Source organism: Ruegeria sp. CI1, assembly GCF_056536925.1.
Genome location: NZ_JBQFQP010000003.1, coordinates 35698 through 59992 on the forward strand (window position 1 = coordinate 35698; position 24295 = coordinate 59992).

Genomic DNA, 24295 nt, shown 5'->3' on the forward strand with positions numbered 1-24295 from the left:
TCGTCAATGTCCAGTATGCAGATCACAGGGAAATATGCGGATGAAGTTCATTCATATCACGGACATCCATCTTGTTCGCGGGGACGGCCCGTTGAACGGCGGTGTGCCTTCCGAACGGCTGGACGCCTGTCTAAACGACATCGAACAGTGGCACGCCGATGCTGCCTTTTGCGTGATTTCGGGCGACCTGGCCGAATTTGCCGAGGCTGAGGCCTATGAGGCGCTCAAGGCGCGTTTGGCTGCTTTCCCGCTGCCCTGCTTTCTGCTGATCGGCAATCATGACGATCGGGCTGTGTTCCAATCGGTTTTCCCCGACCATCCCAAGGACGCCAACGGCTTTGTCCAGCACCGGCACGAGACAGACCAGGGTGTTTTCCTGTTCCTCGACTCCACCAAGGACGGGCAGGGCGTGCATGAAGGGCGGCTTTGCCCCGACCGTCTGGACTGGCTGAAGGCGCAACTTGCCCAAGCCGGGAACAAACCCACCTATCTGTTCCTGCATCACCCGCCCTTCGACATTGGCATCCCTTTTGTGGACGAAATCCGGCTGGTCGAGGCCGACGCGTTTGCCGAAACCCTTAAGCACGGGCGCAACATCCGGCACGTGTTTTTTGGCCATGTGCATCGCATGACCTATGTGAACTGGCGTGGTATCCCATTCACCAGCTTGCCCAGCCTCAACCACCAGATCCCGCTGAACGCGGCCAGCGTCGACGGTGCATTCTGTGACGAGCCTCCGGCCTATGGTGTGGTGCAGATTGGGGATGACCAGTTGACGGTGCATTTCAACACTTTCCTGCAGCGCAACCCCCTGCACCAGACCTGAGGTATGGAGCTGTACTGGATTGCCCTTGTCCTGATCTCGGCGGTGACTCACCCGCTGCGGGACCTGACACTGAAGGGGGCGGCGCATCCGGTGTCGTGCTATGTCGGGGTGTCGTCGACGTGGGTGATCCTGGCGGCGGTACATACGCTTGCAACCGGGCAAGACCTGAGTCTGCCGCGCGAAACCTGGCCCTTTGTGGTGATTTCGGCCCTTGGGTTGACATTGTATTATTACGGCACCCTGTCGGCCCTGCGGCGTGGAAACCTGTCGGTCTATTACCCGATCATCCGGTCCTCGCCGATCGCCATTGTCGCTTTCAGCTGGCTGGCGCTGGATCAGCAATACTCGTGGCTTACCCTGCTGGGGATCGCGCTGGTTCTGCTGGGCAGCCTGATGATCCAGAAATCGCCGGGCGGTTTGCTGCACGATCACAAGGCGTTCGCGCTGGCGGTCATGGCGATGCTGGGTTCTGCGGCCTATTCGCTGAGCGATGCCAATGCAATGCGACAGGCCGACCCGGCGCCTTTCCTGTTTTATACCTATGTTCTGGTGACGCCACTGCTTGCCGGCATCAGGGCGTGGGAGGATCGCCACCTGTCGGCCCCGTTTCTGGGGGTCGTGCGTGGCTGGACGCTGGCGCCGGGGCGTATCATTTTTGCCGGGATCGCGTCCTATCTGTCTTACCTGTTCATCCTGACCGCCTTTCAGCTTGGGGCTGAGGCCGCGTCGGTCAGCGCGGTACGGCAGGCGTCGATTCCGGTTTCGGTGATCCTTGCCGCTGCAATCCTGAAAGAGCCCCGCTTTCTGCACCGCATCGGCTGGGCCAGCTTAATCGCGCTGGGGATCTTGTCGATTACGCTGTCTTGAGGCGTGCGCTTGGACAAAGAGCGTCAGTCATCGCGCGTCTTGATTTTGAAACCACCGTTGTCCCCAGTTTCCTGGAAACGACCGATTGCGCGTACTAGGTCGCTTAATCTTTTGAAACCAAAGGTGCGCGCGTCGAAATCGGGATAGCGCTTGCCCAGCTCGCTGCCGACATAGCTCAGACTTGCCCAACCATCCGGCTCCTTCGTGTTGAGCACGACATTTCGTATAAGTTGATAAGCTTTGTTCAAGTCCGGTTTCTGCGCCGGAGATTTATCGTTTGCGGCCTCGGGCGCGACATTTGGCTCCAGGTTCTCGATATAGATGAAGCGTTTGCATGCCGCGACAAATGCTGCGGGCGTCTTCCTCATTCCTATTCCGATGACACTCAGACCTTGTTCCCGGATGCGGCTCGCCAAGCGAGTGAAATCGCTGTCGGAAGAGATCAGCACAAATCCGTCAAATCGGGCAGAGTGCAATATGTCCATCGCATCAATGACGAGTGCGATGTCGCTGGAATTCTTGCCAGTCGTATTGGCGAACTGCTGGTGTGGAACGATGGCATGCTGCGCCAGCGTTTCCTTGTCCCAACCCTGTGGCGATCCGTTGGAGAAATCGCCATAAATCCGTCGGATGCTGGCTTCGCCGAGGGAAGCGACCTCGTCAAAGATGGCTTGCGCGTGTTTAGCGGCGATGTTGTCGGCGTCTATCAGTACAGCCAGTCGGTCACTTCGTTTTTCAATCACTTCAATTCCCCAGATCAACCAATGGTTTAGAGTTAAGAGTGATTTTTCCCATTAAGAGAGGCGGGCGAAAGTTTCCGCCCGCCTCACCACCCGCCCGAAGCGGGATCAATAAATCACGACACTCCGGATGCTTTCGCCGGCATGCATCAGATCAAAGCCCTTGTTGATGTCGTCCAGACCCATGGTGTGGGTGATCATCGGGTCGATCTCGATCTTGCCTTCCATGTACCAGTCGACGATCTTGGGCACGTCGGTACGGCCTCGCGCGCCGCCGAACGCGGTGCCGCGCCACGAACGGCCGGTGACCAGCTGGAACGGGCGGGTCGAGATTTCGGCCCCCGCAGGCGCCACGCCGATGATGATCGATTCACCCCAGCCCTTATGCGCTGATTCCAGTGCTGCGCGCATCACGCCGACATTGCCGGTGGCATCAAACGTATAATCCGCACCGCCCTTGGTCAGGTTGACCAGATAGGGCACCAGATCGCCTTCAACCTCGGACGGGTTCACGAAATCGGTCATGCCGAACTTGGTGGCCATTTCCACCTTGGCGGGGTTCAGGTCGACGCCGACGATCTGGTCTGCTCCGGCCAGACGCAGGCCCTGAATGACATTCAGGCCGATCCCGCCCAGACCGAACACGATGGCGCGGCTGCCGATTTCCACCTTGGCCGTGTTGATTACCGCGCCGATGCCGGTGGTCACGCCGCAGCCGATATAGCAGATCTTGTCGAACGGCGCGTCCTCGCGCACCTTGGCCAGCGCGATTTCAGGCAGCACCGTGTGGTTCGAGAAGGTCGAGCAGCCCATGTAATGCAGGATCGGATCGCCATCCAGCGTCGAAAAGCGCGAGGTGCCGTCGGGCATCAGGCCCTGACCCTGGGTCGTCCGGATCGCCTGACACAGGTTGGTTTTGGGATGCAGGCAGTATTCGCACTCGCGACATTCCGGCGTGTAAAGCGGGATCACGTGATCGCCCGGCTTCAGGCTGGTCACGCCTGGGCCGACCTCGACCACCACGCCCGCGCCTTCGTGGCCCAGAATGGCCGGGAACAAGCCTTCGGGGTCAGCGCCCGACAGGGTGAACTCGTCGGTGTGGCAGATGCCGGTGGCCTTGATCTCGACCAGTACCTCGCCCGCTTTGGGTCCTTCGAGGTTCACATCCATCACTTCCAAGGGTTTGCCCGCCTGAAGGGCAACAGCGGCACGGGTACGCATGATGCAATTTCTCCCTGTTAATTTCGCACGACCCTGCGTCAATTACAGGGATTCTTCAACACTCGTTTCATCGCAGGCCGGTTTGCAATAAGATCACACAGAACCGACATCACCGCGTGAAGGAGCGCCAATGTACCGATTTCTCATGGTTTTACCTCTGCTGGCCGCGTGCGGAGGAACCGAGCCCGTGGATACGGGTGACCCCGACCCTGCACCAGAACCGGCCCCGGTCGATTTGGCCTTTTGCGACGGGGAAGCTTTTGCCGGCGCCGTAGGGCAACCGGTATCCGGCATTCAGGCCAGCCTGCCGGACAAGGCGCGGGTGCTGGAGCCCGACAGCATCGCCACGCAGGATTACCGCATCGACCGGTTGAATGTTTTTGTGGATGACAGCGGTATCATTCAGCGGCTGACCTGCGGCTAGGCCCCTCTCGACTCGGTGGATGATTCCCGAATAAGAACAAACAAAGAACATTTGTTGTTGCCCGGATGTCCAGACGCCGAATACTTTCGCTTTGGTTCCCCCGCCTTGGGGCGGAACGGCTGGTGCGGGCCGCGCGCGGTCTGCAATCCGGCCCCTTGGCCGTGGTGGCCGAACAGGCGAACATGCAGGTCATCACCTCGCTCAATGCCGAAGGGCAGGCCGCCGGTCTGCATGTGGGACAGCCGGTGCGTGACGCCCATGCCATGTGCGCGGTCCTGATCACCCGCCCCCGCAATGCGCCCGCCGAGGCCGCGTTTCTGGCCGCGCTCCGGCGCTGGGCGGGAAAGTTCAGCCCCTGGGTGGCCGAAGAACCGCCCGACGGGCTGGTCATCGACCTGTCGGGCTGCGCGCAACTGTTCGGAGGTGAACAGGCGCTGCTGGACGTCATCGAAACCGACTGCGCCGATATGGGGCTGGGCGTGCAAACGGGTATCGCCGACACGCTGGGCGCGGCCTGGGCCCTGGCGCGGTATGCGGGGCAGCGGGTCGCGTCGAACCGCAACGGCGACGCCATCAGCCAGGAGGCCCGCGCCACCCGCGCCCGCGCCGGAAAACGGCGGCACTGGACCCGCGGTGGCGCCGCGCCGCAGGTGTCGGCGTCGGGCGGCGGTGCCCGGATCGCGCCGCCGGGGCAAAGTTATGGTGCGCTCAGCCCGTTGCCGGTGGCCGCGCTCAGGCTGGAGGATCAGACCGTCGCCCAACTGAACCGTCTGGGCCTGCGCCGGATCGGCGATCTGCTGGGCCAGCCCCGCGCCAGCCTTGCGCGACGGTTCGGGCGGGGGCTGGTGCTGCGGCTGGATCAGGCCATGGGCAGCGCGCCCGAACCGGTCTCGCCCGCCCGTCCGGCGCATCATTTCGCGGTGCGGATGACCCTGCCCAATCCGATCGGGCTGCACGAGGATGTCATGGCCGCCATCGACCGGATGCTGCCTGTGCTCTGCACCCGGCTCGAGGAAAAGGGGCGCGGCCTGCGTGGTCTGCGGCTCGAGGCGCACCGCACCGATCAGGCCGCCGAAATCGTCGAGATCGGGCTGGCGCGGCCCGGTTTCGACCCGCACCGTATCCGCCCCCTGCTCGAGATGAAGGTCGATCGGATCGACGCGGGGTATGGCATCGACATGCTGCGGCTAGAGGCGGTCCAGACCGAACCGGTCCATGCCCGCACCGTCACCGGCCATGCCGAGGCCAACCGCGCCGTGCGCGACCGGCTGGCGGGCAACACCGCAGTCGATGACCTTACGGCCAAGCTGGGCGCGCGGGTGGGGCTGGAGACGATCACCCGCCGCCACCCTGCCTCGTCCCACATCCCCGAGAAATCCGCCCAGATCCTTGCTGCGGCCTGGTCCGAACCCGCGCGCGACTGGCCCTCCCCCCCGCGCCCGCGCCCCCTGCTGATGTGGCGCCCCGAACCGGTGACGGCCCCGGACGGTCCCACCATACCCGACCGGTTTCGTTGGCGCGGGCGGGACTGGCAACTGGCTCAGGCCACCGGCCCCGAGCGCATCGCGCCGGAATGGTGGCTGGACGACCCCGATTGGCGTAGCGGCGTGCGCGACTATTGGGTGGTGGTGACCGAACAGGGCGACCGGCTGTGGCTGTTCTATGGCCACGGCGGAGCCATGTCTCCGGGCTGGTTCTGTCAGGGGAGCTTTGCGTGACGATCAGGCACGCGTCGCCGGTTTTTCAGCGCAACCCCGCGATGGCCATTTGCATGGCGACGATCAACGCATCCCGCTGTTGCGACAGCTCGCCAGGCGTCATGCCGCGGGCTTCGGCTTCGACACCTTCGGTCAATTGCCGGGCTACGTCCTGCGTCAGATAGATCTGGCCCAGATCATCCCACCAACCGCTGAACGTGTCCGCGAAATGGTCGCAGAACGATCTGAGGCCGCCCTCGCCGGCGCCAAGGTTGAACAGCATGGTCGGCCCCATCGCCGCCCATCTTAGTCCCGGCCCGGCCCAGACCGCCTTGTCCACATCCTCGACCGAGGCAACGCCCGAGACGACCAGGTTAATCGCCTCGCGCCAGATCGCGGCCTGCGGGCGATCGGCAACATGGCCGGGCACTTCCTTGCGAACGACTGTGTTGCACGGATCGTTTCATCAGCGTAGCCAGTTTCTTGGTTTAACGACGGGATGGCGGGATGCCTTTCAAATTCAATGTGTCGCGGCGGGATAAATTTGAGAAGGCCAAGTACCGGGTCACGAATTGGCCTGAGTACAACGAGGCGCTTCGCCAGCGTGGTGATGATACGGTCTGGTTCAGCGAGGATGCGGTATCCGGGTGGTGCGCGCCAAGGTCAGGGAAACGTGGTGGTCAGCGACACTACTCTGATCTGGCAATTGAGACCTGCCTGACCCTGCGCGTCGTGTTCGGCTTACCCCTTCGCCAAACGCAGGGCTTTGTCCGCAGTTTGCTGCGGCTCATGCAGACCGACGTTCCCGTTTCGGATTTTTCCACGCTCTGCCGCCGCGCACGATTGCATTGGACGCGGCTTACAGCAGGATATTGCGGCAACTGACAACCTTGGGGGCCAAAAACCCTAGTTCGTATGATGCCCAAGCGTACATGGATGAGATTTATGGTGTGCCGTACACCCAGCGAAAATTCTTTGAGGATTACTACTCTGACCGAGTGCGCAACTTTCACACTGATGGCAAGTACGGCGCGGAACCAATACCGTTCTTCAGCATAGGTGATATTTGGCCCCTGAATGCCACACTGAAAGGGCTGTTCTATCGGCTGGTGACTGGGGAGTTACATGACGAAACCCGACAGAATCGAGACGATTACCTACGACACAACATGCTTGAAGGTGGTTAGTCTCTTTGGTGCATATAGCTGGTACTGTCATGGGCCTATGAGTTGACGACTTGAAAAAAGCGGACATCGAGCATCGAGATTGACAATTTCAACAACTGCTCCGCCCGGCACAGCGGAACCTCACTTATCCATGCGCCGGAGAGGTCAGGGCAAAGCCCGGATACGTTGTTTGGAACCGGGCATTCCCTGCGTCAGGGGAAGCTGGCGATTCTACCGGTTATTTGACCGTGATGGTGATGACCTCGGACATGATCGGGGTGGCGTGGGGGACGTGAGAGTGGTCGCCAAGCACCAGTTGCAGGGTGCGGTCCCCCGGCGGCAGGTCGATGGTTACCTGGGTCTGGCCGCCGCCGAAATGGCGATGGTGATCATCAACCGGAAGGCCATAGGTCAGTTCCTCGGCCCCGTCCTCGCCCTCGCCAAAGCGCGGGCGGTCGATCAGCAGATGGTGGTGGCCGGTATTGTCGGCCTCGGTTCCGGCCGGGGCGACGCCCATGCCGTTCAGGCCGAAAACGACCGTGACAGGAGAGGTTACAGCATCGCCGTCGGACAGGTTCGCGAAATAGACCGACGCATCAGGGTTTGACGGCGTGTCGCCGCCGGCAAGTACCGCAGTTGCCATCAGACCGGCCGAAATGGACGCAACAAGGAGCTTCATGGTTTACCTCTTGGGCTCAAAATCAAAACAAGCCAGCAGATAGACCGTTTCAGCCGCAAAACAGCCACAATCGTTCTGAATTTTCCGTGAAACCGGATGTGATCCGTCAAATTCGAGGGTTTCCGCATTCACGACGATCCGTGTGAAATTCGCGATATTATCCCTTCGTCGCCCTGATCTCGCCCAGATTTGGCGTCAGAACGGAACGAAAGAACGAAGACTTGGGGTAGCGGTATGGATCGACTCACCGAAATGGAAGCTTTTGCCAATGTGGTGGATCAGGGGGGATTTACCGATGCCGCCAAGAAAATGGGCATCTCCAAATCGGCTGTTTCCAAACATGTCTCAAGCCTGGAAGCGCGGCTGGGCGCGCGGCTGTTGAACAGAACCACGCGCCGGGTGTCGCCGACGGAAATCGGGCTGGCCTATTATGACCGCGCCCGCCGGGTTCTGAACGATGCGGGCGAGGCCGATGCGCTGGTCACGTCGATGCAGTCGGCGCCTTCGGGGTTGCTGCGGATCAGCGTGGCGACGGATTTCGGTGTCAATCACCTGTCGCCGGTATTGTCGAGTTTTCTGGCCAGCTATCCGGACATCACCGTCAACATGGTGCTGAACAACCGCTATGTCGAACTGATCTCGGAAGGGTTCGACGTTGCGGTTCGGATCGGAGAGCTGGAAGACAGCACGCTGCGGGCGCGCAAGCTGACCGAAACCACCAAGCGCATGGTCGCGTCGCCAAGGTATATCGAACAATATGGCCGCCCCGCCAAGATCGACGATCTGAACGAACACAAACTTTTGCATTATTCCAGCCAGTCGTCAGGCAATGTCTGGAAACTGACCGCGCCGTCGGGAGAAAAACGGCAGGTTCGCACCGCAGGGTGGCTGAGTGTGAACGACGGTCAGTCGCTATTGAATGCCGCGATTTCGGGGCTGGGGATCGCCTATCTGCCCAGCTACCTGTATTCGGACGCGCTGAAACAGGGGCTGGTCGAGGATGCCATGCCCTCGCTGCCCGATGAAGTGCAGGGGATTTACGCCGTCTACCCGCCCGGCCGGTTCACGCAGCCGAAAGTGCGGGCCTTCATCGACTTCCTCGTCGACGCCTTCGCCGAAAAAGGTCCTATGGACTGGTAATGTCTCCCTCCCGGAAACTTCGGCAGCCCGCGCCAATGGCGCGGGTTTTTCTTGTGCGCGGCTGTCAATCGAAATCCTGATTTGGTGTTTGGATTGCGCCGGAAACTGTCAGAGTTGGTTGTGTGACTCGCAGACTAAACTCGTTGGCACCTACGCGTTCACACTGGTTTCATCGACGAGATAGGCCGTCTCGGGGCGAGGTCGGCTGGGGGTTGTGTGCAATGGTTTCGATCAGGGTCTGAAAACCGGATCACGGCCTGACCAGGCGCGCGGGGTTTCGGGCTTTTCGGATTGGATTGCCCTTATCCGGCGGAATTCAGATCCCGGATCAGTTGATCCAGATTGCCCTTGCGCGCATCCAGCATCGCACCGATTTCGGTGCGTTCGGTCAACAGAACGTTGACGCCCTCGATGAACATGTTGAAGAACTTGTCGCGCCCCGATTTGTCCGAGACAAGGAACGTCACCTCGAACGGCGCTTCGCCCCGCAGCTTGACGGTGCTGCGCACCTCGTATCCCGCCTTGATCTTGCGGGCGCTCTTGACCGTCACTTCACCTCCGATGAACTCGCGGAAGCGGCGACCGTATTTGCGCGAGATATAGCCCTGAAACGCCTGGGTGAACTTTTTCAGCTGCGCCGGGCTTGCGCTGCGCGCATCTGCCCCCAGCGCATAGCGCGCCATGATCGGCACGTCGCCATATTGCACAAAGATCTTCTCGAAATCGCGCAGCATTGCCTGCTCGGACTTGCCCGAGTCGATCACGCTGTTGATTTCGGTCACGACGCTGTTGACCAACTGCATTGCCCCCGCTTCGGTCAGGGCCAATGCGGGCAGCGGCATTGCGGCCATTCCAAGGCCTGCGACGGCGGACGTGAGGAAAGCGCGGCGGTTCATCCAGTTATTCGGCATAGGGGTCCTCATAAGGGTCCAGTGTCGGGTCCGACGGGTCCGGCCCGATTTCGGAATAGGGATCGGTGTAAAGGCCCAGATAGGCATCTTCGTCGTCGGTTGCCAGTTCGAAGCGGCGGTTCTGCAGATAAATCAGGCGCGCCTGCGCATAGCTGTCCGCGCTTTCATACAGGATCGAGTCGACCGTGTCCGAATACCGCCCGCGATCCCCCATGCGGCGGACCACCTCGGCATATAGCCCAAGATTGTCGGCGGGCCGGGTCGGCGCGAAATCAATCGGGTTGGTGAACAGGTTGACCACCACGCCCACCGCGTCCCGCGTTGTCGAGGGGCCATAAAGCGGCAGTTCAACGTAAGCACCCTCGCCAAAGCCCCAGACATGCAGGGTTTCGCCAAAATCGGTGTCCACACGCGGGATCTTGAAATCGCTGGCAGGGTCGGCCAGACCCGCGAAACCCACGGTCGAGTTGATCAGAAACCGCAACAGCGCGATGCCGGATTCCTTGGGTTTGCCCTGCAGCAGGAAATCCACCGCGTTGCTCGGCATCGACAGGTTTTCCGCAAACGAGTTGAAGCTGGTCACCATCGGCTCGGGTATGATCGTGACATAGCCCTTGGATGCCGGGCGGAAAAAGAACCTGTCGACACCCCGGTTGAATTCATGAATCGACCTGTTGGTATTTTCGTACGGATCATGAATGCCATTGCGCGTCGCAGCCTCGTCCGGCGCCTTGGCACAGGCCGTCAGACCGACTGCCGCCACGAGAATAAACGGGAATTTGGAAATCAGGCGGGTCAACACGGTTATTCTGTACTCCACGACGGCGAGGCCTGGCAAAACTGGTTTTTCAAACGGTCGTCAACCTGAGCGACGCAATTTGGGTGACACATAGTGGACGCGGCACGGAATTGAAACATCAAAGCATCTAGCGCCGGTACAGCGGAACGTAAAGTGTCGGTCACGTTTGCTTGGGAATTGGGTGGTTTTCGGCGTATCGCCCGCTGCGCAATGCATGGTATTGGCGCAATTGGACCGCAAGAAGGCGAGTTTCGGGCTTTTCGTGCTGGATGTTCCCGGTTAGCGTCCGCCGGACTCGGAAACTGGAGGAAGCGATTCATGAGCATCGCAGCAAAACTCGAAAGCCTGGGCGTTTCTCTGCCCGACGCGCCCGCTCCGGCGGCCAACTATGTGCCGTTCGTGCGGGTGGACAATCTGCTTTACGTATCGGGGCAGATTTCCAAGGACGAAAACGGGCTGATCACCGGAAAGCTGGGTGCCGACATGGAAATCGAGGCCGGGGCAGCAGCAGCCAAGGTCTGTGCCATCAACCTGCTGGCGCAGGTCAAGGCCGCCTGCGACGGCGATATCGAGCGTCTGGTGCGAGTGGTCAAGCTGACCGGATTCGTGAATTCGACCGGCGATTTCACCGCGCAACCGCAGGTGATCAACGGCGCCTCGGATTTCCTGGGCGAAGCGCTGGGCGAAGCAGGGCGTCATTCCCGCTCTGCTGTGGGCGCCGCCGCCCTGCCGCTGGGTGTTGCCGTCGAAATCGAAGGAATCTTCGAAATTCGATGACGCCATCCTTGCCGCCTGATTTTCTCAAGCGCCCGATCGCACATCGGGCGCTTCATGATTCGACCAACGCTCGCCCCGAAAACAGCCGCGCCGCCATCCGGGCAGCGATCAAGGCCGGATACGGAATCGAAATCGACCTGCAGATGACATCTGACGGTCAGGCGATGGTATTTCACGACTATGACCTGCGCCGGTTGACCGGTCAGCCCGGCCCGATCCGGCAACTCACGGCGTCCCAGGCGTCAGACGTGCGATTGCTGCACTCCGAGGGCGAAGGCATCCCTTCACTGGCCGAAGTGCTGGAAATCGTCGCGGGGCGGGTGCCGCTGCTGATCGAGTTCAAGGATCAGGACGGGGCCATGGGCACCGGCATCGGCCCGCTGGAACAGGCGGCGGTTCGGGCGCTGGCCACTTATGACGGCCCGGTGGCGCTGATGTCGTTCAACCCCAACAGCGTGGCGGAACTGGCGCGTCTTGCCCCCAGGATTCCCCGCGGCATCGTCACCAGCGCCTATGATCCGGCCGACTGGCCGCTGTCGGAACAGATCTGCAACCATTTGCGAGATATCCCGGATTTCGATCGAGTACGCGCATCATTCATCAGCCACGAGGTCGAAGACCTGAGCCGCGCGCGCGTGGCCGAGTTGAAGGCTCAGGGCGTGCCGATCCTGTGCTGGACGGTGCGCTCGACAGAGCAAGAGGCCGAGGCGCGCAAGGTTGTCGACAATATCACCTTCGAAGGGTACCTGGCCGAACATCCTGCTTGATCCCCTGCCGCACGACCACAGATAACAAAGGGGCGGAGGTTCTATGGATCAGGCACAGATCGAAGTTCGGGTTCTCGGGTCACTGACCCAGATTGCGGCCCATGAATGGGATAGCTGCGCCTGTCCTGAAACCACCGATGGCGGCCGCCCGGTCGATCCGTTCACTACGCATCGTTTCCTTCTGGCGCTGGAACAAAGCGGCTCTGTCGGGCGTGGCACCGGCTGGCAGCCGCAATACCTGACCGCCCATCTCGACGGCATGATGATCGGTGCCGCGCCGATGTATGCCAAGTCGCACAGCCAGGGAGAATACATCTTCGACCACAGCTGGGCGCATGCTTACGAGCGGGCGGGGGGTCACTATTACCCCAAGCTTCAGATCGCAGTGCCGTTTACCCCGGCCACGGGTCGCAGGTTCCTTGTCCGTCCGGGATACGACACGATCGGAATGTCGGCGCTGGTGCAGGGCGCGGTTCAGTTGGCCGCCGAAAATCGGGTCTCGTCCCTGCATGTCACCTTTTGCACCAAAACCGAGGCCGAGGCCGGCACCGAAATGGGGCTCATGCATCGGATGTCGCAACAGTTTCACTGGCTGAATGACGATTACGGGGACTTTGACGAGTTTCTTGCCGCGCTATCGTCACGCAAACGCAAAAATATCCGCAAGGAGCGCGCACAGGCCTGCGAATTCGGCGGCACGATCCGAACTCTGACCGGCCCGGATTTGCGCCCAGAGCACTGGGATGCCTTCTGGACCTTCTATCAGGATACCGGGTCACGCAAGTGGGGTTCGCCCTATCTGACGCGCACCTTTTTCGATCACGTGCAAGACACGATGACAGATGATGTCGCCTTGGTTCTGGCCGAGCGCAACGGGTACCCCGTGGCGGCAGCGCTGAATTTCGTTGGCCGCGACACCCTGTTCGGCCGCTACTGGGGCTGTACCGAACATCATCCCTTTCTGCATTTCGAACTGTGCTATTATAGGGCCATCGATTTCGCCATCGCCAATCGGCTGAAACGGGTCGAGGCCGGCGCGCAGGGCGAACACAAGCTTGCGCGCGGATATCTGCCGACCCGGACGCACAGTCTGCACTGGATTGCAGATCCCGGTTTCGCAAAAGCCGTGGACCGGTATCTTGAGGCGGAAAGCGAGGCGGTCGGCGAAGAGATCGAGATCCTGACCGACTATGGCCCGTTCAGGAAGTCGAACCCGGAGGAACAGCAATGACCGAACTTTTGTCCAAAGAAGCCCGAGGCCCGCTGTTGGATCCGCTGTTCAAGAACGGCTGGACCATGACCGAAGATCGCGACGCGATCACCAAGACGTTCATCTTCGACAATTTTGTCGAGGCATTCGGCTGGATGACGCGCGCCGCGATCTGGGCCGAGAAATGGAATCACCACCCCGAATGGCGCAACGTCTACAAAACGGTCGAGGTGGTTCTGTCGACACATGATGTCGAGGGGCTTAGCTCCCTCGACGCCAAGCTTGCCCGGAAAATGGACGCCCTGCTGTAAGTATCAGCGGCGGCCAGCGCCGTAACCGGATGCAAGGCCTGCGACCTGCAGCATCTGCCGGAACTCCGCTTGCGTGACATTGCCGCTGCTGACGTCGATGCCCGCCGGAATGGCGACCGACTTGCGCCCGGCCAGTTGCATGCGCCCGGTGTTGGCATCGACGCGCAGGCACTGGTTGCCCTGACAGATTTTGTTGCCATCGACCGGCAAGATGCCTTTGGCATCCGCATGAGCCATGTTGGCCATCAACGGCGTCATTGCCACAAGCGCGGCGGCGGCGATTTTTGAAATACGATATGTCATGATGCACCCTGATTGGTTTCTCTAAACCATCAGATAGGGCGAACCCGATCACATCGAAATCACATGGCGGCGAGACCTTTCGTGCCGCCGCTCGTCGCCGTCAGTCAAGGCTGCCGTTCTGATCCTGATCCGCGGACAGGAAATCCTGTGACATCTGATCCGAAAACTCGCCCGAGGACACCAGGTTGTCGCCGTTCTTGTCCATGGCCGAAAAATGCCCGATCTCGAAATGCGGCCGCGTTTCCGCTGCCGTCAGCGTGCCATCGCGGTTTTCGTCCATCGCCTGAAAGGCATAGTCCGCAAAAGCGTTGAACTCATCCTTTGACAGAAACCCGTCGTTGTTTGCGTCTATCGCGTTCAGTTCGGCCTCGTTGAGTTCGGCCACCTGATCCGCCATCGCGGTTGACGCCAGCATCAGGGCCACCAAGGCTGCAAATCCCTGTTTCATCTCAAATCTCTCCTCAGCACGAGTATCTTTGCCCGGATGCGCCGCCGGCTGCAGCGCCCGCTGCGGTCAGGATGGTCTTGCCCGAGCCACCTCCGAACTGATTGCCGATGGCGCCACCGATCAGCGCGCCGCCCAGCGTTCCGCTCAGGCAGGCGATCTCGTGCTGCCGGGCGGCCTGAGCCTGAGGCGTGGGCGCGGGCGCGCAGGCGGCTACAAGCCCGCCGGTTAAAATGGCCGTGACAAATAACTTTGTTTTCATGAGTTCAGCTCCCGATGTCGCTAACCCGAGTATCGGAGCATTTCGGGACGGTCTCAAGCAATTTGAGGGGTTTGCAGATAACAGGCAAAGATTGGCCCCGGCGATTGGCAGGGGCCGCAACGCTCAGATCGCTTCGAGCAACCCTTCGCCCGCCGTACGGTCGCAGACACCGTGTTCGGATTCGGTGTTGAGCACCCGAACAGTTCCATCTTCGACCAGCATGGCATAGCGGGTCGACCGGCCATACAGACCCACCACCGGAGCGTCGAAATCCATCCCGATCGCCTTGGTAAAACCGCCATCGGCATCGGCCAGCATGGTGATCCCGGCTTCACTCGCGCCGGTGGACTCTCCCCACGCCTTCATCACGAACGGATCGTTGACCGCCAGGCAGATGATTTCATCCACACCCCTGTCGTCGAATTGCGCCTTGGTCCGGATGAAGCTAGGCAGATGAACCTGATCGCACAGCCCCGAAAACGCGGCAGGCACCGCAACGATCACCACCTTGCGCCCCGACAGCTTTTCGGCAAGCTGGACTTCCTGCGGCCCCTTGTCGGTCATATGGATGAGTTTTGCGCCCGGAAGCGTATCCCCAACTGAAATCATCTTGCGGTTTCCTATCTGATGGATTTACGGATTGTTCCCTAAAGGCATATAGCTGGGCAACCAGATGTGACCACGGAAATTCGACAAGGCGGGAGGATCATGAGCCATTTTGTAGTGATCGGAGCGGGGCAGGCCGGATCGTCCCTTGTGGCAATGCTGCGCAAACAGGGTTTTGACGGCGAAATCACCCTGATCGGCGCCGAACCGGTCCTGCCCTATCAACGCCCGCCGCTCAGCAAGGCCTATCTTCTGGGCGAGATGGAGCTGGAACGGTTGTTCCTGCGGCCCGAAAGTTTTTATGCCGAACAAAACATCACCCTGCGCCTTGGCGAGCGTGTCACCGGAATCGACCCGAATGCCAAGACCGTGACGCTTGGGGACGAGGTGATCTCGTACGACCAGTTGGCGCTGACGACCGGCTCTGACCCGCGCCGCCTGCCCGCCGCCATCGGCGGCGATCTGCAGGGGGTGCATGTCGTGCGCGATCTGGGCGATGTCGATGCCATGGCCCCGTCCGTGATCCAGGGCAAACGGGCGCTGATCGTCGGCGGCGGTTATATCGGGCTTGAGGCGGCGGCCGTCTGCGCCAAGCGCGGGGTCAGCGTGACACTGGTCGAAATGGCCGACCGCATCCTGCAGCGTGTGGCGGCCCCGGAAACCAGCGATTATTTCCGCGCCCTGCATGGTGGTCACGGCGTTGATATCCGCGAAGGCGTCGGGCTTGAGCGGATCACCGGCGAAGGCGGCAACGTGACCGGCGCGGTGCTCAGTGACGGGACCGAGCTGGTGGTGGATTTCGTGGTTGTTGGCGTCGGCATCACGCCCTCGACGCAACTGGCCGAAATGGCAGGGCTGGAGATCGAGAACGGCATCAGGACCGACGCGCAGGGCCGCACCTCCGATCCGTCGATCTGGGCGGCGGGCGATTGCGCCTCGTTTCCCTACAAGGGGCAGCGCATCCGGTTGGAAAGCGTGCCCAACGCCATCGATCAGGCCGAGGTCGTGGCCCAGAACATGCTGGGCGCGGGCAAGGGCTATGTCGCGCAGCCATGGTTCTGGTCGGACCAATACGACGTCAAACTGCAGATTGCCGGGCTGAATACCGGCTATGATCAGGTGGTGACCCGCAAGGGCGAGGGGCTGACCACTTCGTTCTGGTACTACAAGGGCGGGCAACTGGTGGCCGTGGACGCGATGAACGATCCGCGCGCCTATATGGTCGGCAAGCGGCTGATCGACATGGGCAAGAATGCCGATCCGGCTGCCGCATCCGACCCTGAAACCGACCTCAAAGCGCTTCTGAAAGCGTGAGGATCATCGCCGGAGAATTCCGGGGCCGCGCACTGGCCTCGGTCGGCAAGGGCGACGCGGGCGCGCATCTGCGCCCCACCACCGACCGGGTGCGCGAAAGCCTGTTCAACGTGCTGTCCCATCAGATTGATTTCGACGGCCTGCGCGTGTTGGACCTGTTTGCAGGCACCGGCGCACTGGGGCTTGAGGCGCTGTCGCGCGGCGCGGCGCATGTGACTTTCGTAGATGATGGACGTGTGGCACAGGGTCTGATCCGGAAGAACATTGACCTGACCCGCAGCGCTGACCGCACCGACCTGATCCGCCGCGATGCGACCCGGTTACAGGAAAATCCGGGCGATCCTTATGACCTGATCTTTCTCGACCCGCCCTATGGCAAGGCGCTGGGCCAAAAGGCGCTTGCCGCCGCGGTCGTCGGGGGGTGGATCGCCGATGGCGCACTGGTCGTCTGGGAAGAAAATGCGCCCATGACGGCCCCCGAGGGCTTCACACTGCATGACGCGCGGAAATACGGAGATACCCATATCACGTTGATGTGGAAGGTTATTTCAACCTGAAACAGTCAGGGCGGTTTTTCGCCCGCGGTTCGATTGCACCTGATCTCCCAGCTGTTACGCCCGAGACGGGATAAAAGGGAACAAGCAATGCATAAACTTGTGATTTTCGATTGCGATGGTGTTTTGGTGGATAGCGAACCTGCCTCGAACCAGATTATGGCGGACAATCTGACACGGCATGGATTACCCATGACGGCTGAACAGTCGATGGATATGTTTGTCGGCTTATCAATGGCCGGTGTGAAGGAAAAGGCCCTCAGCCTAGGCGCAATTCTGCCTGAGGACTGGATCGAACAAGTCTATGCCGAAGAATATACCCTCCTGCGCCAAGGAGTGCCGCTGGTCACAGGCATCCCGGATCTGCTGGCATATTTGGATACCGCCAACATTTCTTGCTGCGTTGCCTCCAACGGCAGCGAGGACAAGATGCGCATCACCCTTGGCCAAAACGGGTTGTGGGATCGATTTCATCCCGACGCGATATTTTCGGCTCATACACTAGGTGTCTCGAAGCCGGAGCCTGGGTTGTTTCTGGCCGCAGCCAGCCGTTTCCAGATGCAGGCAGATGAGTGCGTGGTGATTGAGGACAGCGGCAGCGGCGTAACCGCAGCCGCGCGCGCCGGCATGCGCTGCCTTGGCTTCGCGCCTCATGACGACGGCAAAGCGCTTGCGGCATTGGGGGCCGAAGTTTTCCATGACATGGCCGACGTGCCTGCACTTTTGGGTTTTTGAACCGATTGTGCTAGATTGCCCTCATGGACCACGCCTTGACCGCCCCGTTCTGGGCACTCAATCAGGATGCAGAGACCACCCAAGGACCCGAGCGCAAACCGCTGCGCTCATCCGTGTTCATCCACGATGCCGTCACCCCGTGGGGGCGTGAAACGATGCTGCTGAAACTGTTGCGCGATCAAGCCGTCGAATTGGACGAATAGGTCGGGTGGAACTTGCCGCCCGGTGACAGGGTGAAAATCTCGACCCCGGTGGCGGTCACGCCCACCGAATGTTCGAATTGTGCCGACAGTGACTTGTCGCGGGTGACGGCTGTCCAGTCATCGGCCAGTGTCTTGGTCTCGGGGCGACCCAGATTGACCATCGGTTCGATGGTGAAGAACATGCCCTCTTCAAGTTTGGCGCCGGTGCCCGGGCGGCCATAATGCAGCACGTTCGGCGGCGCGTGAAACACCTGGCCCAGACCGTGACCGCAGAAATCCCGAACCACGCTCATCCGGTGTGCCTCGACAAAGGACTGGATGGCGTGGCCGATATCGCCAAAGGTGTTGCCCGGTCGGACCATCTCGATACCTTTGAACAGCGCATCATGGGTCACCTGGATCAAACGTTCCGCCTTGCGGGGCAGTTTGCCGGCCACATACATGCGCGAGGTGTCGCCAAACCAGCCATCCACGATGACGGTCACGTCGATGTTCAGAATATCGCCGTCCTTGAGCTTCTTGTCGCCGGGGATGCCGTGGCAGACCACGTGATTGACCGAAATGCAGCTTGCGTGCTGATAGCCCTTATAGCCGATGGTGGCCGATTTCGCGCCGACGTTCTCGACCATCTCGGTAATGACCCGGTCGATTTCACCCGTGGTCTGACCGGGAAAGACATGCGCGGCAATGTCATCCAGTATCCCGGCCGCAACCGCCCCTGCCGCATGCATGCCGGCAAAGTCGGACGTCTCATAGATACGGATGCCATCCTTGGTCAGGCGGCCACGGTGTTCCTTCATCGGTGCGGGGCTCCAATTGTTGCACGCGAAACCCTCTTTACGCTGCTTACGCAGAAAGTGCCAGAGGGCGCGGGGTCGCAATGTTTTCCGCAAAATGGGTCCATCTGCGCCCGGTGTAATCCGCGTCTCGCGACAATCAGGAGACAACCAGGCGGAATGCACACTCTCCGTCCGGATACGAGGGACCCGGTTCGCCCCCGCACCAGAGCGCCCGAACCAGCGTCAGGTCAAAGCTATCTCATCCACTGAGCCTAGCGTCCGTTTGACCTGACACAATTCGCGGAACATTCAGGGGAGGAACCTCACCGGCCCCGCCGCTCAACCTTGGAAAACTCTGTCGGGAACCGCTCAGACAGGTGCGACTTCGCGCCGCCTGATCGGTTCCGAGTCATAAACCTCCTCAAGAATGATCTCGACCAGATCGAACTGGGAATGCAGGTTCACGTCTTCGAAATAGATATGGCTGGGCCAGGCCTGCCCGACGTGGTTGTCCTCTGGCAGATCCACGTTGGCGCAGACATTCCGGATCGCCGCCACATGCGAACGCGCCATTTCGCGAGCGTTCCGCTTGGCCGCGTCCAGATCCTCGATGCTGTTGGCGTCGATCTGTGGCGAGCCGACACCCGAGGTCAGCGGCATGTTCCGCTGGATCGCCTGTTGTTCATAGAACGAGATGTCGACCAAATCCGCCGCTAGCCGCATGATGAAAACCGGGTTCACGCTGACCTTGGCTTCGGTCAGGTCCAGCAACGCCGGATTCTCCGATGGGGCCAGTTCGGGAGCTGCTGAGTCGCCGCCACCCCGTCCACCCCGGCGGCGCGAACTGCGGTCTTTCTTTTTCGCCATCGCCACATGGTCGCCGCGATAATTGTTGTCGAACACGCGGTTCGCATAAGGTTTGTCGCGCAGCATGTGCCGGATCGACCGGATTGACATGTTCTTGCAATTCTCCGGCCCGATGAAAAACGGTGAACCCGACGCATCGGACAGCTCGATCCATCCGTTCGGAAACGTTGCGACGTGGTGGTCCATCCACGGCCCCAGCACCACATCGCCCAGATGATCCAGCAGCGCGTTCACCTCATCGGGGTCGTGCACCACATCGGCCAGCAGTGGCTCCTGCCCGTAGATGTCCGCGGCAAGGCTGTATGGTGCCGAGATCTGCAGCAGCGGTGGCAGCCCGGTCAGTTCCTGGAACACCCGCAGGATGTTGGTGATCGCCAGCGGCGCGCCCGTGGTGAAATCCGGCGTTTTCAGATCACGCCAGTTTTCCTTGTTGATCAGAATGTCATCCGGATCGGCCCCCGGCGGGAACTTGTCGGGATACATCATGGTCTGGCCCAGCGGCTCGCAGGTCCAGGCGTAAAGCGCCCAGGTGATGTAGAACTTGTTCACCCCCATCAGCCGGGTCACGGCAAGATTGGCGCGCACGTAACGATAGGGGTCTTCGTGATAGTATTCGCGGGTTTCGATGCCATAGAGGTCGTTCAGAACCGCCAGCGCCAGCATATGAACCGAAGCGACACAGTTGACACGGCCGGGATCGGCCTTGATGGCAAAGTTCTCGTCGAAGTCCCCGGCAATCGCGGCATCAAAAACCCTTTTCATTTCGGCCTTGGCGTCCGGGTCTTCCGCCTGCCAGCGGCGCAGCAGGTCAAGCCCCTTGGGGAATGCATAATCTTCGATCTTGGTCATGGCGTCGCTCTTGGCTGGACACTCCGGTTTCGGAGGGCACGAGTTGTCGGATCGGCGCCATGCTAGCTGCAATTGGATAGCTTACATATACCCGCTTTTCAAAATTTGTTATACCCAATTTCTCATCGTCGGCACCGCCTTTCGGTTCAGGCAAGTCCGCTCAAACCGGTCAAGGCATCGGTCACCCTGACGCCTTTTGGAGAAATCTCGGTGCCGTATACCAGCCGCTCGACCCCGGTCGCCCGCGCCGCCTCGAATGTCGCCGCATAAGCCGGATCGATATCCGCCGCCAAAGCAAAGCTGTCGCAATCGGTGCGTTGCACCAAATACAGCATCACGGCGCGATGACCCTGCGCCGCCATCGCCGCGAGCTCTCCCAGATGTTTGGTGCCGCGCTGGGTCACGCTGTCGGGAAACTCCGCCAGTCGCGGATGGCGCGACAGGGTCACGCTTTTGACCTCGACATAGGCGTCTGGCAGACCCGGCTGGCTCAGCAGAAAGTCGATGCGGCTGTTTTGCCCATATTTCACCTCGGCCCGCACTGTGCGGTAGTCTGCCAGTTCCGCCACCCTACCGCTTTCCAGCGCGGCCCTCAGCGCCCGGTTCGGCACCGAAGTATCGACCCCGGTGAAATGCCCGTTCTCGTGATCGACCAGCCGCCAGCCGAACTTCAGCTTCTTTTTCGGATCGTCATTCGGTTCCAGCCAGATCTTAACGCCCGGCTCGGCCAGCCCCATCATCGAACCTGGATTGGCGCAATGCGCGGTCACCTCGCGCCCGTCCTCTAGCGTGCAATCTGCCAGAAAGCGTTTGTAGCGGCGGATCAGGCGGGCGGGCACAAGAGGGGTTTCAAAGCGCATGGGTCCGGGCCTATACCTGCGCTGAAGGTCATTCAAGAGGAGAGGGTGCCATGCCCAACCCAACCGCTGCAATGCTCGTGATCGGAGACGAGATCTTGTCGGGCCGCACCCGCGACGCCAACATGCATTATCTGGCGGGTGAACTCACAAAACATGGCATCGACCTGAAGGAGGTGCGTGTGGTCAGCGATGACCCTGCAGCTATTGAAACCGCCGTCAAACAGTTGTCGCAAAGCTTCGACCACGTCTTCACCAGCGGTGGCATCGGCCCGACCCACGACGATATCACCGCCGATTGCATCGCCCGCGCCTTTGGTGTCGGCATCGATGTGCGCGACGACGCCCGCGCCCTGCTTGAGGCGCATTACGAAAAGACCGGGCTGGAACTCAACGCCGCACGCATGCGCATGGCGCGCATCCCGGACACGGCAGAGCTGATCGCCAACCCGGTTTCGACCGCGCCGGGGTTCACGCTGGGCAACGTGCATGTGATGGCGGGCGTGCCGCTGGTGTTTCAGGCCATGGTGGCCAGCGTCCTGCCCACGCTGACCGGTGGCGCGCCGCTCTTGTCGCAGACCCTGCGGGTGGACCGGGGCGAAGGCGACATTGCCGAAACGCTGTCGCAACTGGCCAACGCCTTTGGCGACCTGACCATCGGCTGCTATCCGTTCCAGGTGAACGGGGCCTTTGGCGCCAATATCGTGATCCGGGGCACCGACGGTGCACGCGTCGACGCGGCGATGACCCGTCTGGCGCAGGAGCTTGAGCTTTGAGCATCAACTGGGCGGAGGTCGTCGACGGCACCTGGCCCGCTGTCCGATTCACGCGGTCGGGGCCATTCATGCTTCGCGAGGCGCAGGGGGCCGGTTCGCGCGTGTCCGCGGCCAGCAGGATCGGCGAAGTCACCGAGGCCGATATCGACGCAGCCGAGGCGGCGATGCAGACTTTGGGTCAAAAACGCCTGTTCTGTCTGCGTCCCGGTGACGAGGCGCTGGATGCGCAACTGGCGTCGCGCGGCTATGAAAAGTTCGATCCGGTCAATATCTATGCCTGTCCGGTCGAACACCTCACCGATATCCCCATCCCCCGCGTCACCGTCTTCACCCTGTGGGAACCGCTGGCGATCATGCGTGAGATCTGGGCGCAGGGTGGCATCGGACCCGCGCGGCTGGCCGTGATGGACCGCGCCAAAGGGCCAAAGACCGGCCTGCTGATGCGCCACCGCGACAAGCCCGGCGGCACCGGCTTTGTCGCCATTCATGATGGAACCGCAATGGTGCATGCCCTGGAAATCCTGCCGCACCAGCGCCGGCAGGGCCTGGGCCAATGGGCCATGCGTGGCGCGGCCTTTTGGGCGATGGACAACGGCGCACAGACCCTTAGCGTGATCTGCACCAAGGCGAACGAAGGGGCCAACGCCCTCTACCGCTCTCTCGGCATGAACCTTGTCGCAGAGTATCACTATCGCCAGCTTGTCTGAGGGGAGAAAGACAATCGTGACCGATCCGAACCAACCCACCGCGCTTGACCTGCCGATGGTGGACCCGCTGCCGCCCGAGACGCAGAAATACTTCGACATCTGCGTGGAAAAGCTGGGCATGGTGCCCAACGTACTCAGGGCCAACGCGTTCGACATCGCCAAGCTCAACGCGTTCACGGCGATGTATAACGACCTGATGCTGGCCGACAGCGGGCTTTCCAAGCTTGAACGTGAGATGATCGCGGTCGTCGTGTCCTCGATCAACAAGTGCTTCTACTGCCTCGTGGCCCATGGCGCGGCGGTGCGCCAGTTGTCCGGCGATCCGAAGCTGGGCGAGATGCTGGTGATGAACTATCGCGTCGCGCCTCTGGATGCGCGCCAGCGCGCCATGCTGGATTTCGCCGCCAAGATGACCACCGCCAGCGCCGAGATCGAGGAACCCGACCGCCAGCGCCTGCGCGATGTCGGTTTCTCCGACCGCGATATCTGGGACATCGCCAACGTGGCGGGTTTCTTCAACATGTCCAACCGCGTCGCCAGCGCAACTGCGATGGTGCCCAATGACGAGTATCATTCGCAATTCAGATGATCCGCCCTTTCGCCCTTTGTCTTGCCCTGATGGCTGCTCCGGTCTCCGCTCAGGAACTGACGTTGCCCAGCGGCGCGCAGCAACTGACCGAACGGATCAGTGCTCTGGACAGCTATGATCTGCCTGTCGGGGTGTTTGACGGCAACACCGTGCCATCCCGCACGTTCGAGGGCAGGGTTGATCGCCGTACCTGGCGTGTTCGCTCGGGGTCACGGACCACGCTGCAGATCCTCACGCCGATGCGGGATCAAATCAGGGCGCAGGATTATGAGATCGTGCTCGATTGCCAATCGTCCCAATGCGGCGGCTTCGATTTCCGCTTTGGCACCGAGGTGGTTCCGAACCCGGACATGTACGTGGCCTTGCGCGACTATCGCTTTGTCTCGGCGGTGCGCGGGGACGAGGCGCTCAGCCTGCTGATCAGCCGCAATCCCCCTGACGCCTATCTGCAGGTGATCAGCGTGGGGCCGGCCGATATTCAGGCCGAAGCTCCGTTTGTCGTTTACGAAACCGAGGACAGCTCCGAAGGGTTGCTGGCCGATCTGCGCCTGAATGGTCACGCGATCCTGGAAGATCTGGATTTCCAGACCGGCGCCGATGCGCTGGGGCCGGGGCCTTATGCGTCACTGAAAACACTGGCAGCTCTGCTGGCAGAAAACCCCAAGCTGCGCATCGCACTGGTCGGTCATACCGACGATGTCGGCACCCTTGAGGGCAACACCGCCCTCAGCAAGCGCCGCGCCCAGGCGGTGCGCGACCGGCTGGTGGCGGATCATGGCGTAGATGCCGAACGGCTCGAGGCCGAAGGCGCCGGCTATCTCGCGCCGCTGACCTCGAACCAGACGCCCGAAGGCCGCGACCGCAACCGCCGGGTCGAAGCGGTCATGCTGGGCGGCTGACCCGCTGCATTTGCT

Annotated in this window: 31 protein-coding genes and 1 pseudogene; 19 read left to right on the plus strand and 13 right to left on the minus strand. The window is 61.0% G+C overall.

Annotated elements, in window-relative coordinates:
• Positions 1-40: 40 nt before the first annotated feature.
• Positions 41-826, plus strand: coding sequence for a phosphodiesterase (locus ACR0LZ_RS03895; protein WP_480748470.1), 786 nt, complete (start codon positions 41-43; stop codon positions 824-826).
• Between the two features lie 3 nt (positions 827-829).
• Complete coding sequence (locus ACR0LZ_RS03900; RefSeq protein WP_480748471.1) at positions 830-1693, plus strand: EamA family transporter; 864 nt, start codon at positions 830-832, stop codon at positions 1691-1693.
• A gap of 23 nt (positions 1694-1716) precedes the next feature.
• Here the strand turns inward: ACR0LZ_RS03900 and ACR0LZ_RS03905 are convergent, their stop codons facing one another.
• Complete coding sequence (locus tag ACR0LZ_RS03905; protein WP_480748778.1) at positions 1717-2433, minus strand: NYN domain-containing protein; 717 nt, start codon at positions 2431-2433, stop codon at positions 1717-1719.
• A 108-nt stretch (positions 2434-2541) separates the two neighbouring features.
• Positions 2542-3654: an S-(hydroxymethyl)glutathione dehydrogenase/class III alcohol dehydrogenase gene (locus ACR0LZ_RS03910; protein ID WP_480748472.1), complete on the minus strand. Its 1113-nt coding sequence runs from the start codon at positions 3652-3654 to the stop codon at positions 2542-2544.
• A 130-nt stretch (positions 3655-3784) separates the two neighbouring features.
• On the opposite strand from ACR0LZ_RS03910, the gene ACR0LZ_RS03915 reads away from it, so the two are divergent.
• Both ACR0LZ_RS03915 and ACR0LZ_RS03920 read left to right on the plus strand, forming a co-directional pair.
• Positions 3785-4078 carry an I78 family peptidase inhibitor gene (locus ACR0LZ_RS03915; protein ID WP_480748473.1) on the plus strand — a complete coding sequence of 98 codons (294 nt, stop codon included), beginning with the start codon at positions 3785-3787 and terminating at the stop codon, positions 4076-4078.
• 65 nt (positions 4079-4143) lie between these two features.
• Entirely contained in the window at positions 4144-5796 is a 1653-nt protein-coding gene (locus ACR0LZ_RS03920; protein WP_480748474.1) for a Y-family DNA polymerase, read from the plus strand.
• 25 nt (positions 5797-5821) lie between these two features.
• On the opposite strand, the gene ACR0LZ_RS03925 is transcribed toward ACR0LZ_RS03920, so the two are convergent.
• The gene (locus ACR0LZ_RS03925; protein ID WP_480748475.1) at positions 5822-6205 is read right to left on the minus strand and encodes a 3-hydroxyacyl-CoA dehydrogenase family protein; all 384 of its coding nucleotides are present in this window, start codon (positions 6203-6205) and stop codon (positions 5822-5824) included.
• A gap of 77 nt (positions 6206-6282) precedes the next feature.
• Between ACR0LZ_RS03925 and ACR0LZ_RS03930 the strand changes: the two are divergent.
• Together ACR0LZ_RS03930 and ACR0LZ_RS03935 are read left to right on the plus strand one after the other, a co-directional pair.
• A pseudogene (locus ACR0LZ_RS03930) lies at positions 6283-6618 on the plus strand (transposase); the annotation flags it as partial.
• 89 nt (positions 6619-6707) lie between these two features.
• Positions 6708-6962, plus strand: coding sequence for a hypothetical protein (locus tag ACR0LZ_RS03935; RefSeq protein ID WP_480748476.1), 255 nt, complete (start codon positions 6708-6710; stop codon positions 6960-6962).
• Positions 6963-7179: 217 nt separating this feature from the next.
• Here ACR0LZ_RS03935 and ACR0LZ_RS03940 read toward each other — a convergent pair whose 3' ends face one another.
• Positions 7180-7620: a DUF4399 domain-containing protein gene (locus ACR0LZ_RS03940; protein WP_480748477.1), complete on the minus strand. Its 441-nt coding sequence runs from the start codon at positions 7618-7620 to the stop codon at positions 7180-7182.
• A gap of 234 nt (positions 7621-7854) precedes the next feature.
• Between ACR0LZ_RS03940 and ACR0LZ_RS03945 the strand changes: the two genes are divergently transcribed.
• Positions 7855-8760 (plus strand): LysR family transcriptional regulator, encoded by a 906-nt coding sequence (locus ACR0LZ_RS03945; RefSeq protein ID WP_480748478.1) that lies wholly within the window; start codon positions 7855-7857, stop codon positions 8758-8760.
• 302 nt (positions 8761-9062) lie between these two features.
• Here the strand turns inward: ACR0LZ_RS03945 and ACR0LZ_RS03950 are convergent, their stop codons facing one another.
• Positions 9063-9671, minus strand: a complete 609-nt coding sequence (locus ACR0LZ_RS03950) for an MlaC/ttg2D family ABC transporter substrate-binding protein (protein ID WP_480748479.1) — start codon at positions 9669-9671, stop codon at positions 9063-9065.
• Positions 9661-10470, minus strand: a complete 810-nt coding sequence (locus tag ACR0LZ_RS03955; RefSeq protein WP_480748480.1) for an MlaA family lipoprotein — start codon at positions 10468-10470, stop codon at positions 9661-9663. The genes ACR0LZ_RS03950 and ACR0LZ_RS03955 overlap by 11 nt, the downstream gene beginning before the upstream one ends.
• Positions 10471-10788: 318 nt before the next feature.
• On the opposite strand from ACR0LZ_RS03955, the gene ACR0LZ_RS03960 reads away from it, so the two are divergent.
• The 4 genes from ACR0LZ_RS03960 to ACR0LZ_RS03975 are packed head-to-tail and all read left to right on the plus strand — an operon-like array spanning position 10789 to position 13535.
• A complete protein-coding gene (locus ACR0LZ_RS03960) occupies positions 10789-11247 on the plus strand; it encodes a RidA family protein (protein ID WP_480748481.1) in 459 nt (152 codons plus the stop codon).
• Complete coding sequence (locus ACR0LZ_RS03965) at positions 11244-12014, plus strand: glycerophosphodiester phosphodiesterase family protein (protein ID WP_480748482.1); 771 nt, start codon at positions 11244-11246, stop codon at positions 12012-12014. Before ACR0LZ_RS03960 ends, ACR0LZ_RS03965 begins: the two co-directional genes overlap by 4 nt.
• 43 nt (positions 12015-12057) lie before the next feature.
• Positions 12058-13245, plus strand: coding sequence for a GNAT family N-acetyltransferase (locus ACR0LZ_RS03970; protein WP_480748483.1), 1188 nt, complete (start codon positions 12058-12060; stop codon positions 13243-13245).
• Positions 13242-13535 (plus strand): 4a-hydroxytetrahydrobiopterin dehydratase, encoded by a 294-nt coding sequence (locus ACR0LZ_RS03975; protein WP_480748484.1) that lies wholly within the window; start codon positions 13242-13244, stop codon positions 13533-13535. Before ACR0LZ_RS03970 ends, ACR0LZ_RS03975 begins: the two co-directional genes overlap by 4 nt.
• A 3-nt stretch (positions 13536-13538) precedes the next feature.
• Here the strand turns inward: ACR0LZ_RS03975 and ACR0LZ_RS03980 are convergent, their stop codons facing one another.
• The 4 genes from ACR0LZ_RS03980 to ACR0LZ_RS03995 form a co-directional block, all read right to left on the minus strand.
• Complete coding sequence (locus ACR0LZ_RS03980) at positions 13539-13838, minus strand: hypothetical protein (protein WP_480748485.1); 300 nt, start codon at positions 13836-13838, stop codon at positions 13539-13541.
• A gap of 100 nt (positions 13839-13938) precedes the next feature.
• Positions 13939-14286, minus strand: coding sequence for an EF-hand domain-containing protein (locus ACR0LZ_RS03985; protein ID WP_480748486.1), 348 nt, complete (start codon positions 14284-14286; stop codon positions 13939-13941).
• Positions 14287-14299: 13 nt separating this feature from the next.
• Positions 14300-14545 carry a glycine zipper 2TM domain-containing protein gene (locus ACR0LZ_RS03990; protein WP_480748487.1) on the minus strand — a complete coding sequence of 82 codons (246 nt, stop codon included), beginning with the start codon at positions 14543-14545 and terminating at the stop codon, positions 14300-14302.
• Positions 14546-14668: 123 nt separating this feature from the next.
• On the minus strand, positions 14669-15154 hold the full coding sequence (locus ACR0LZ_RS03995) for a redoxin family protein (protein WP_480748488.1): 486 nt from the start codon (positions 15152-15154) through the stop codon (positions 14669-14671).
• 99 nt (positions 15155-15253) lie between these two features.
• Between ACR0LZ_RS03995 and ACR0LZ_RS04000 the strand changes: the two genes are divergently transcribed.
• The 4 genes from ACR0LZ_RS04000 (at position 15254) to ACR0LZ_RS04015 (ending at position 17957) form a co-directional block, all read left to right on the plus strand.
• Entirely contained in the window at positions 15254-16465 is a 1212-nt protein-coding gene (locus ACR0LZ_RS04000; RefSeq protein WP_480748489.1) for an NAD(P)/FAD-dependent oxidoreductase, read from the plus strand.
• Positions 16462-17022 (plus strand): 16S rRNA (guanine(966)-N(2))-methyltransferase RsmD, encoded by a 561-nt coding sequence (rsmD, locus tag ACR0LZ_RS04005; protein ID WP_480748490.1) that lies wholly within the window; start codon positions 16462-16464, stop codon positions 17020-17022. Before ACR0LZ_RS04000 ends, rsmD begins: the two co-directional genes overlap by 4 nt.
• A gap of 87 nt (positions 17023-17109) precedes the next feature.
• Positions 17110-17754 carry an HAD family hydrolase gene (locus tag ACR0LZ_RS04010; RefSeq protein ID WP_480748491.1) on the plus strand — a complete coding sequence of 215 codons (645 nt, stop codon included), beginning with the start codon at positions 17110-17112 and terminating at the stop codon, positions 17752-17754.
• A 23-nt stretch (positions 17755-17777) separates the two neighbouring features.
• On the plus strand, positions 17778-17957 hold the full coding sequence (locus ACR0LZ_RS04015) for a hypothetical protein (RefSeq protein WP_480748492.1): 180 nt from the start codon (positions 17778-17780) through the stop codon (positions 17955-17957).
• Here ACR0LZ_RS04015 and map read toward each other — a convergent pair.
• From map to sfsA, 3 genes are all read right to left on the minus strand, one after another.
• Positions 17933-18757, minus strand: coding sequence for a type I methionyl aminopeptidase (gene map / locus ACR0LZ_RS04020; protein WP_480748493.1), 825 nt, complete (start codon positions 18755-18757; stop codon positions 17933-17935). The genes ACR0LZ_RS04015 and map overlap by 25 nt on opposite strands.
• 348 nt (positions 18758-19105) lie before the next feature.
• On the minus strand, positions 19106-20452 hold the full coding sequence (locus tag ACR0LZ_RS04025) for a uroporphyrinogen decarboxylase family protein (RefSeq protein ID WP_480748494.1): 1347 nt from the start codon (positions 20450-20452) through the stop codon (positions 19106-19108).
• A gap of 146 nt (positions 20453-20598) precedes the next feature.
• Positions 20599-21312, minus strand: a complete 714-nt coding sequence (gene sfsA / locus ACR0LZ_RS04030; protein ID WP_480748495.1) for a DNA/RNA nuclease SfsA — start codon at positions 21310-21312, stop codon at positions 20599-20601.
• A gap of 50 nt (positions 21313-21362) precedes the next feature.
• Between sfsA and ACR0LZ_RS04035 the strand changes: the two genes are divergently transcribed.
• Genes ACR0LZ_RS04035 through ACR0LZ_RS04050 form a run of 4 tightly spaced genes read left to right on the plus strand, consistent with a single transcriptional unit; the run spans position 21363 to position 24280 of the window.
• Positions 21363-22085 (plus strand): competence/damage-inducible protein A, encoded by a 723-nt coding sequence (locus tag ACR0LZ_RS04035; RefSeq protein WP_480748496.1) that lies wholly within the window; start codon positions 21363-21365, stop codon positions 22083-22085.
• Positions 22082-22792: a GNAT family N-acetyltransferase gene (locus ACR0LZ_RS04040; RefSeq protein ID WP_480748497.1), complete on the plus strand. Its 711-nt coding sequence runs from the start codon at positions 22082-22084 to the stop codon at positions 22790-22792. Before ACR0LZ_RS04035 ends, ACR0LZ_RS04040 begins: the two co-directional genes overlap by 4 nt.
• Positions 22793-22808: 16 nt before the next feature.
• A complete protein-coding gene (locus tag ACR0LZ_RS04045; protein ID WP_480748498.1) occupies positions 22809-23381 on the plus strand; it encodes a peroxidase-related enzyme in 573 nt (190 codons plus the stop codon).
• A complete protein-coding gene (locus ACR0LZ_RS04050) occupies positions 23378-24280 on the plus strand; it encodes an OmpA family protein (RefSeq protein ID WP_480748499.1) in 903 nt (300 codons plus the stop codon). The genes ACR0LZ_RS04045 and ACR0LZ_RS04050 overlap by 4 nt, the downstream gene beginning before the upstream one ends.
• The last annotated feature ends 15 nt before the right edge of the window (positions 24281-24295 follow it).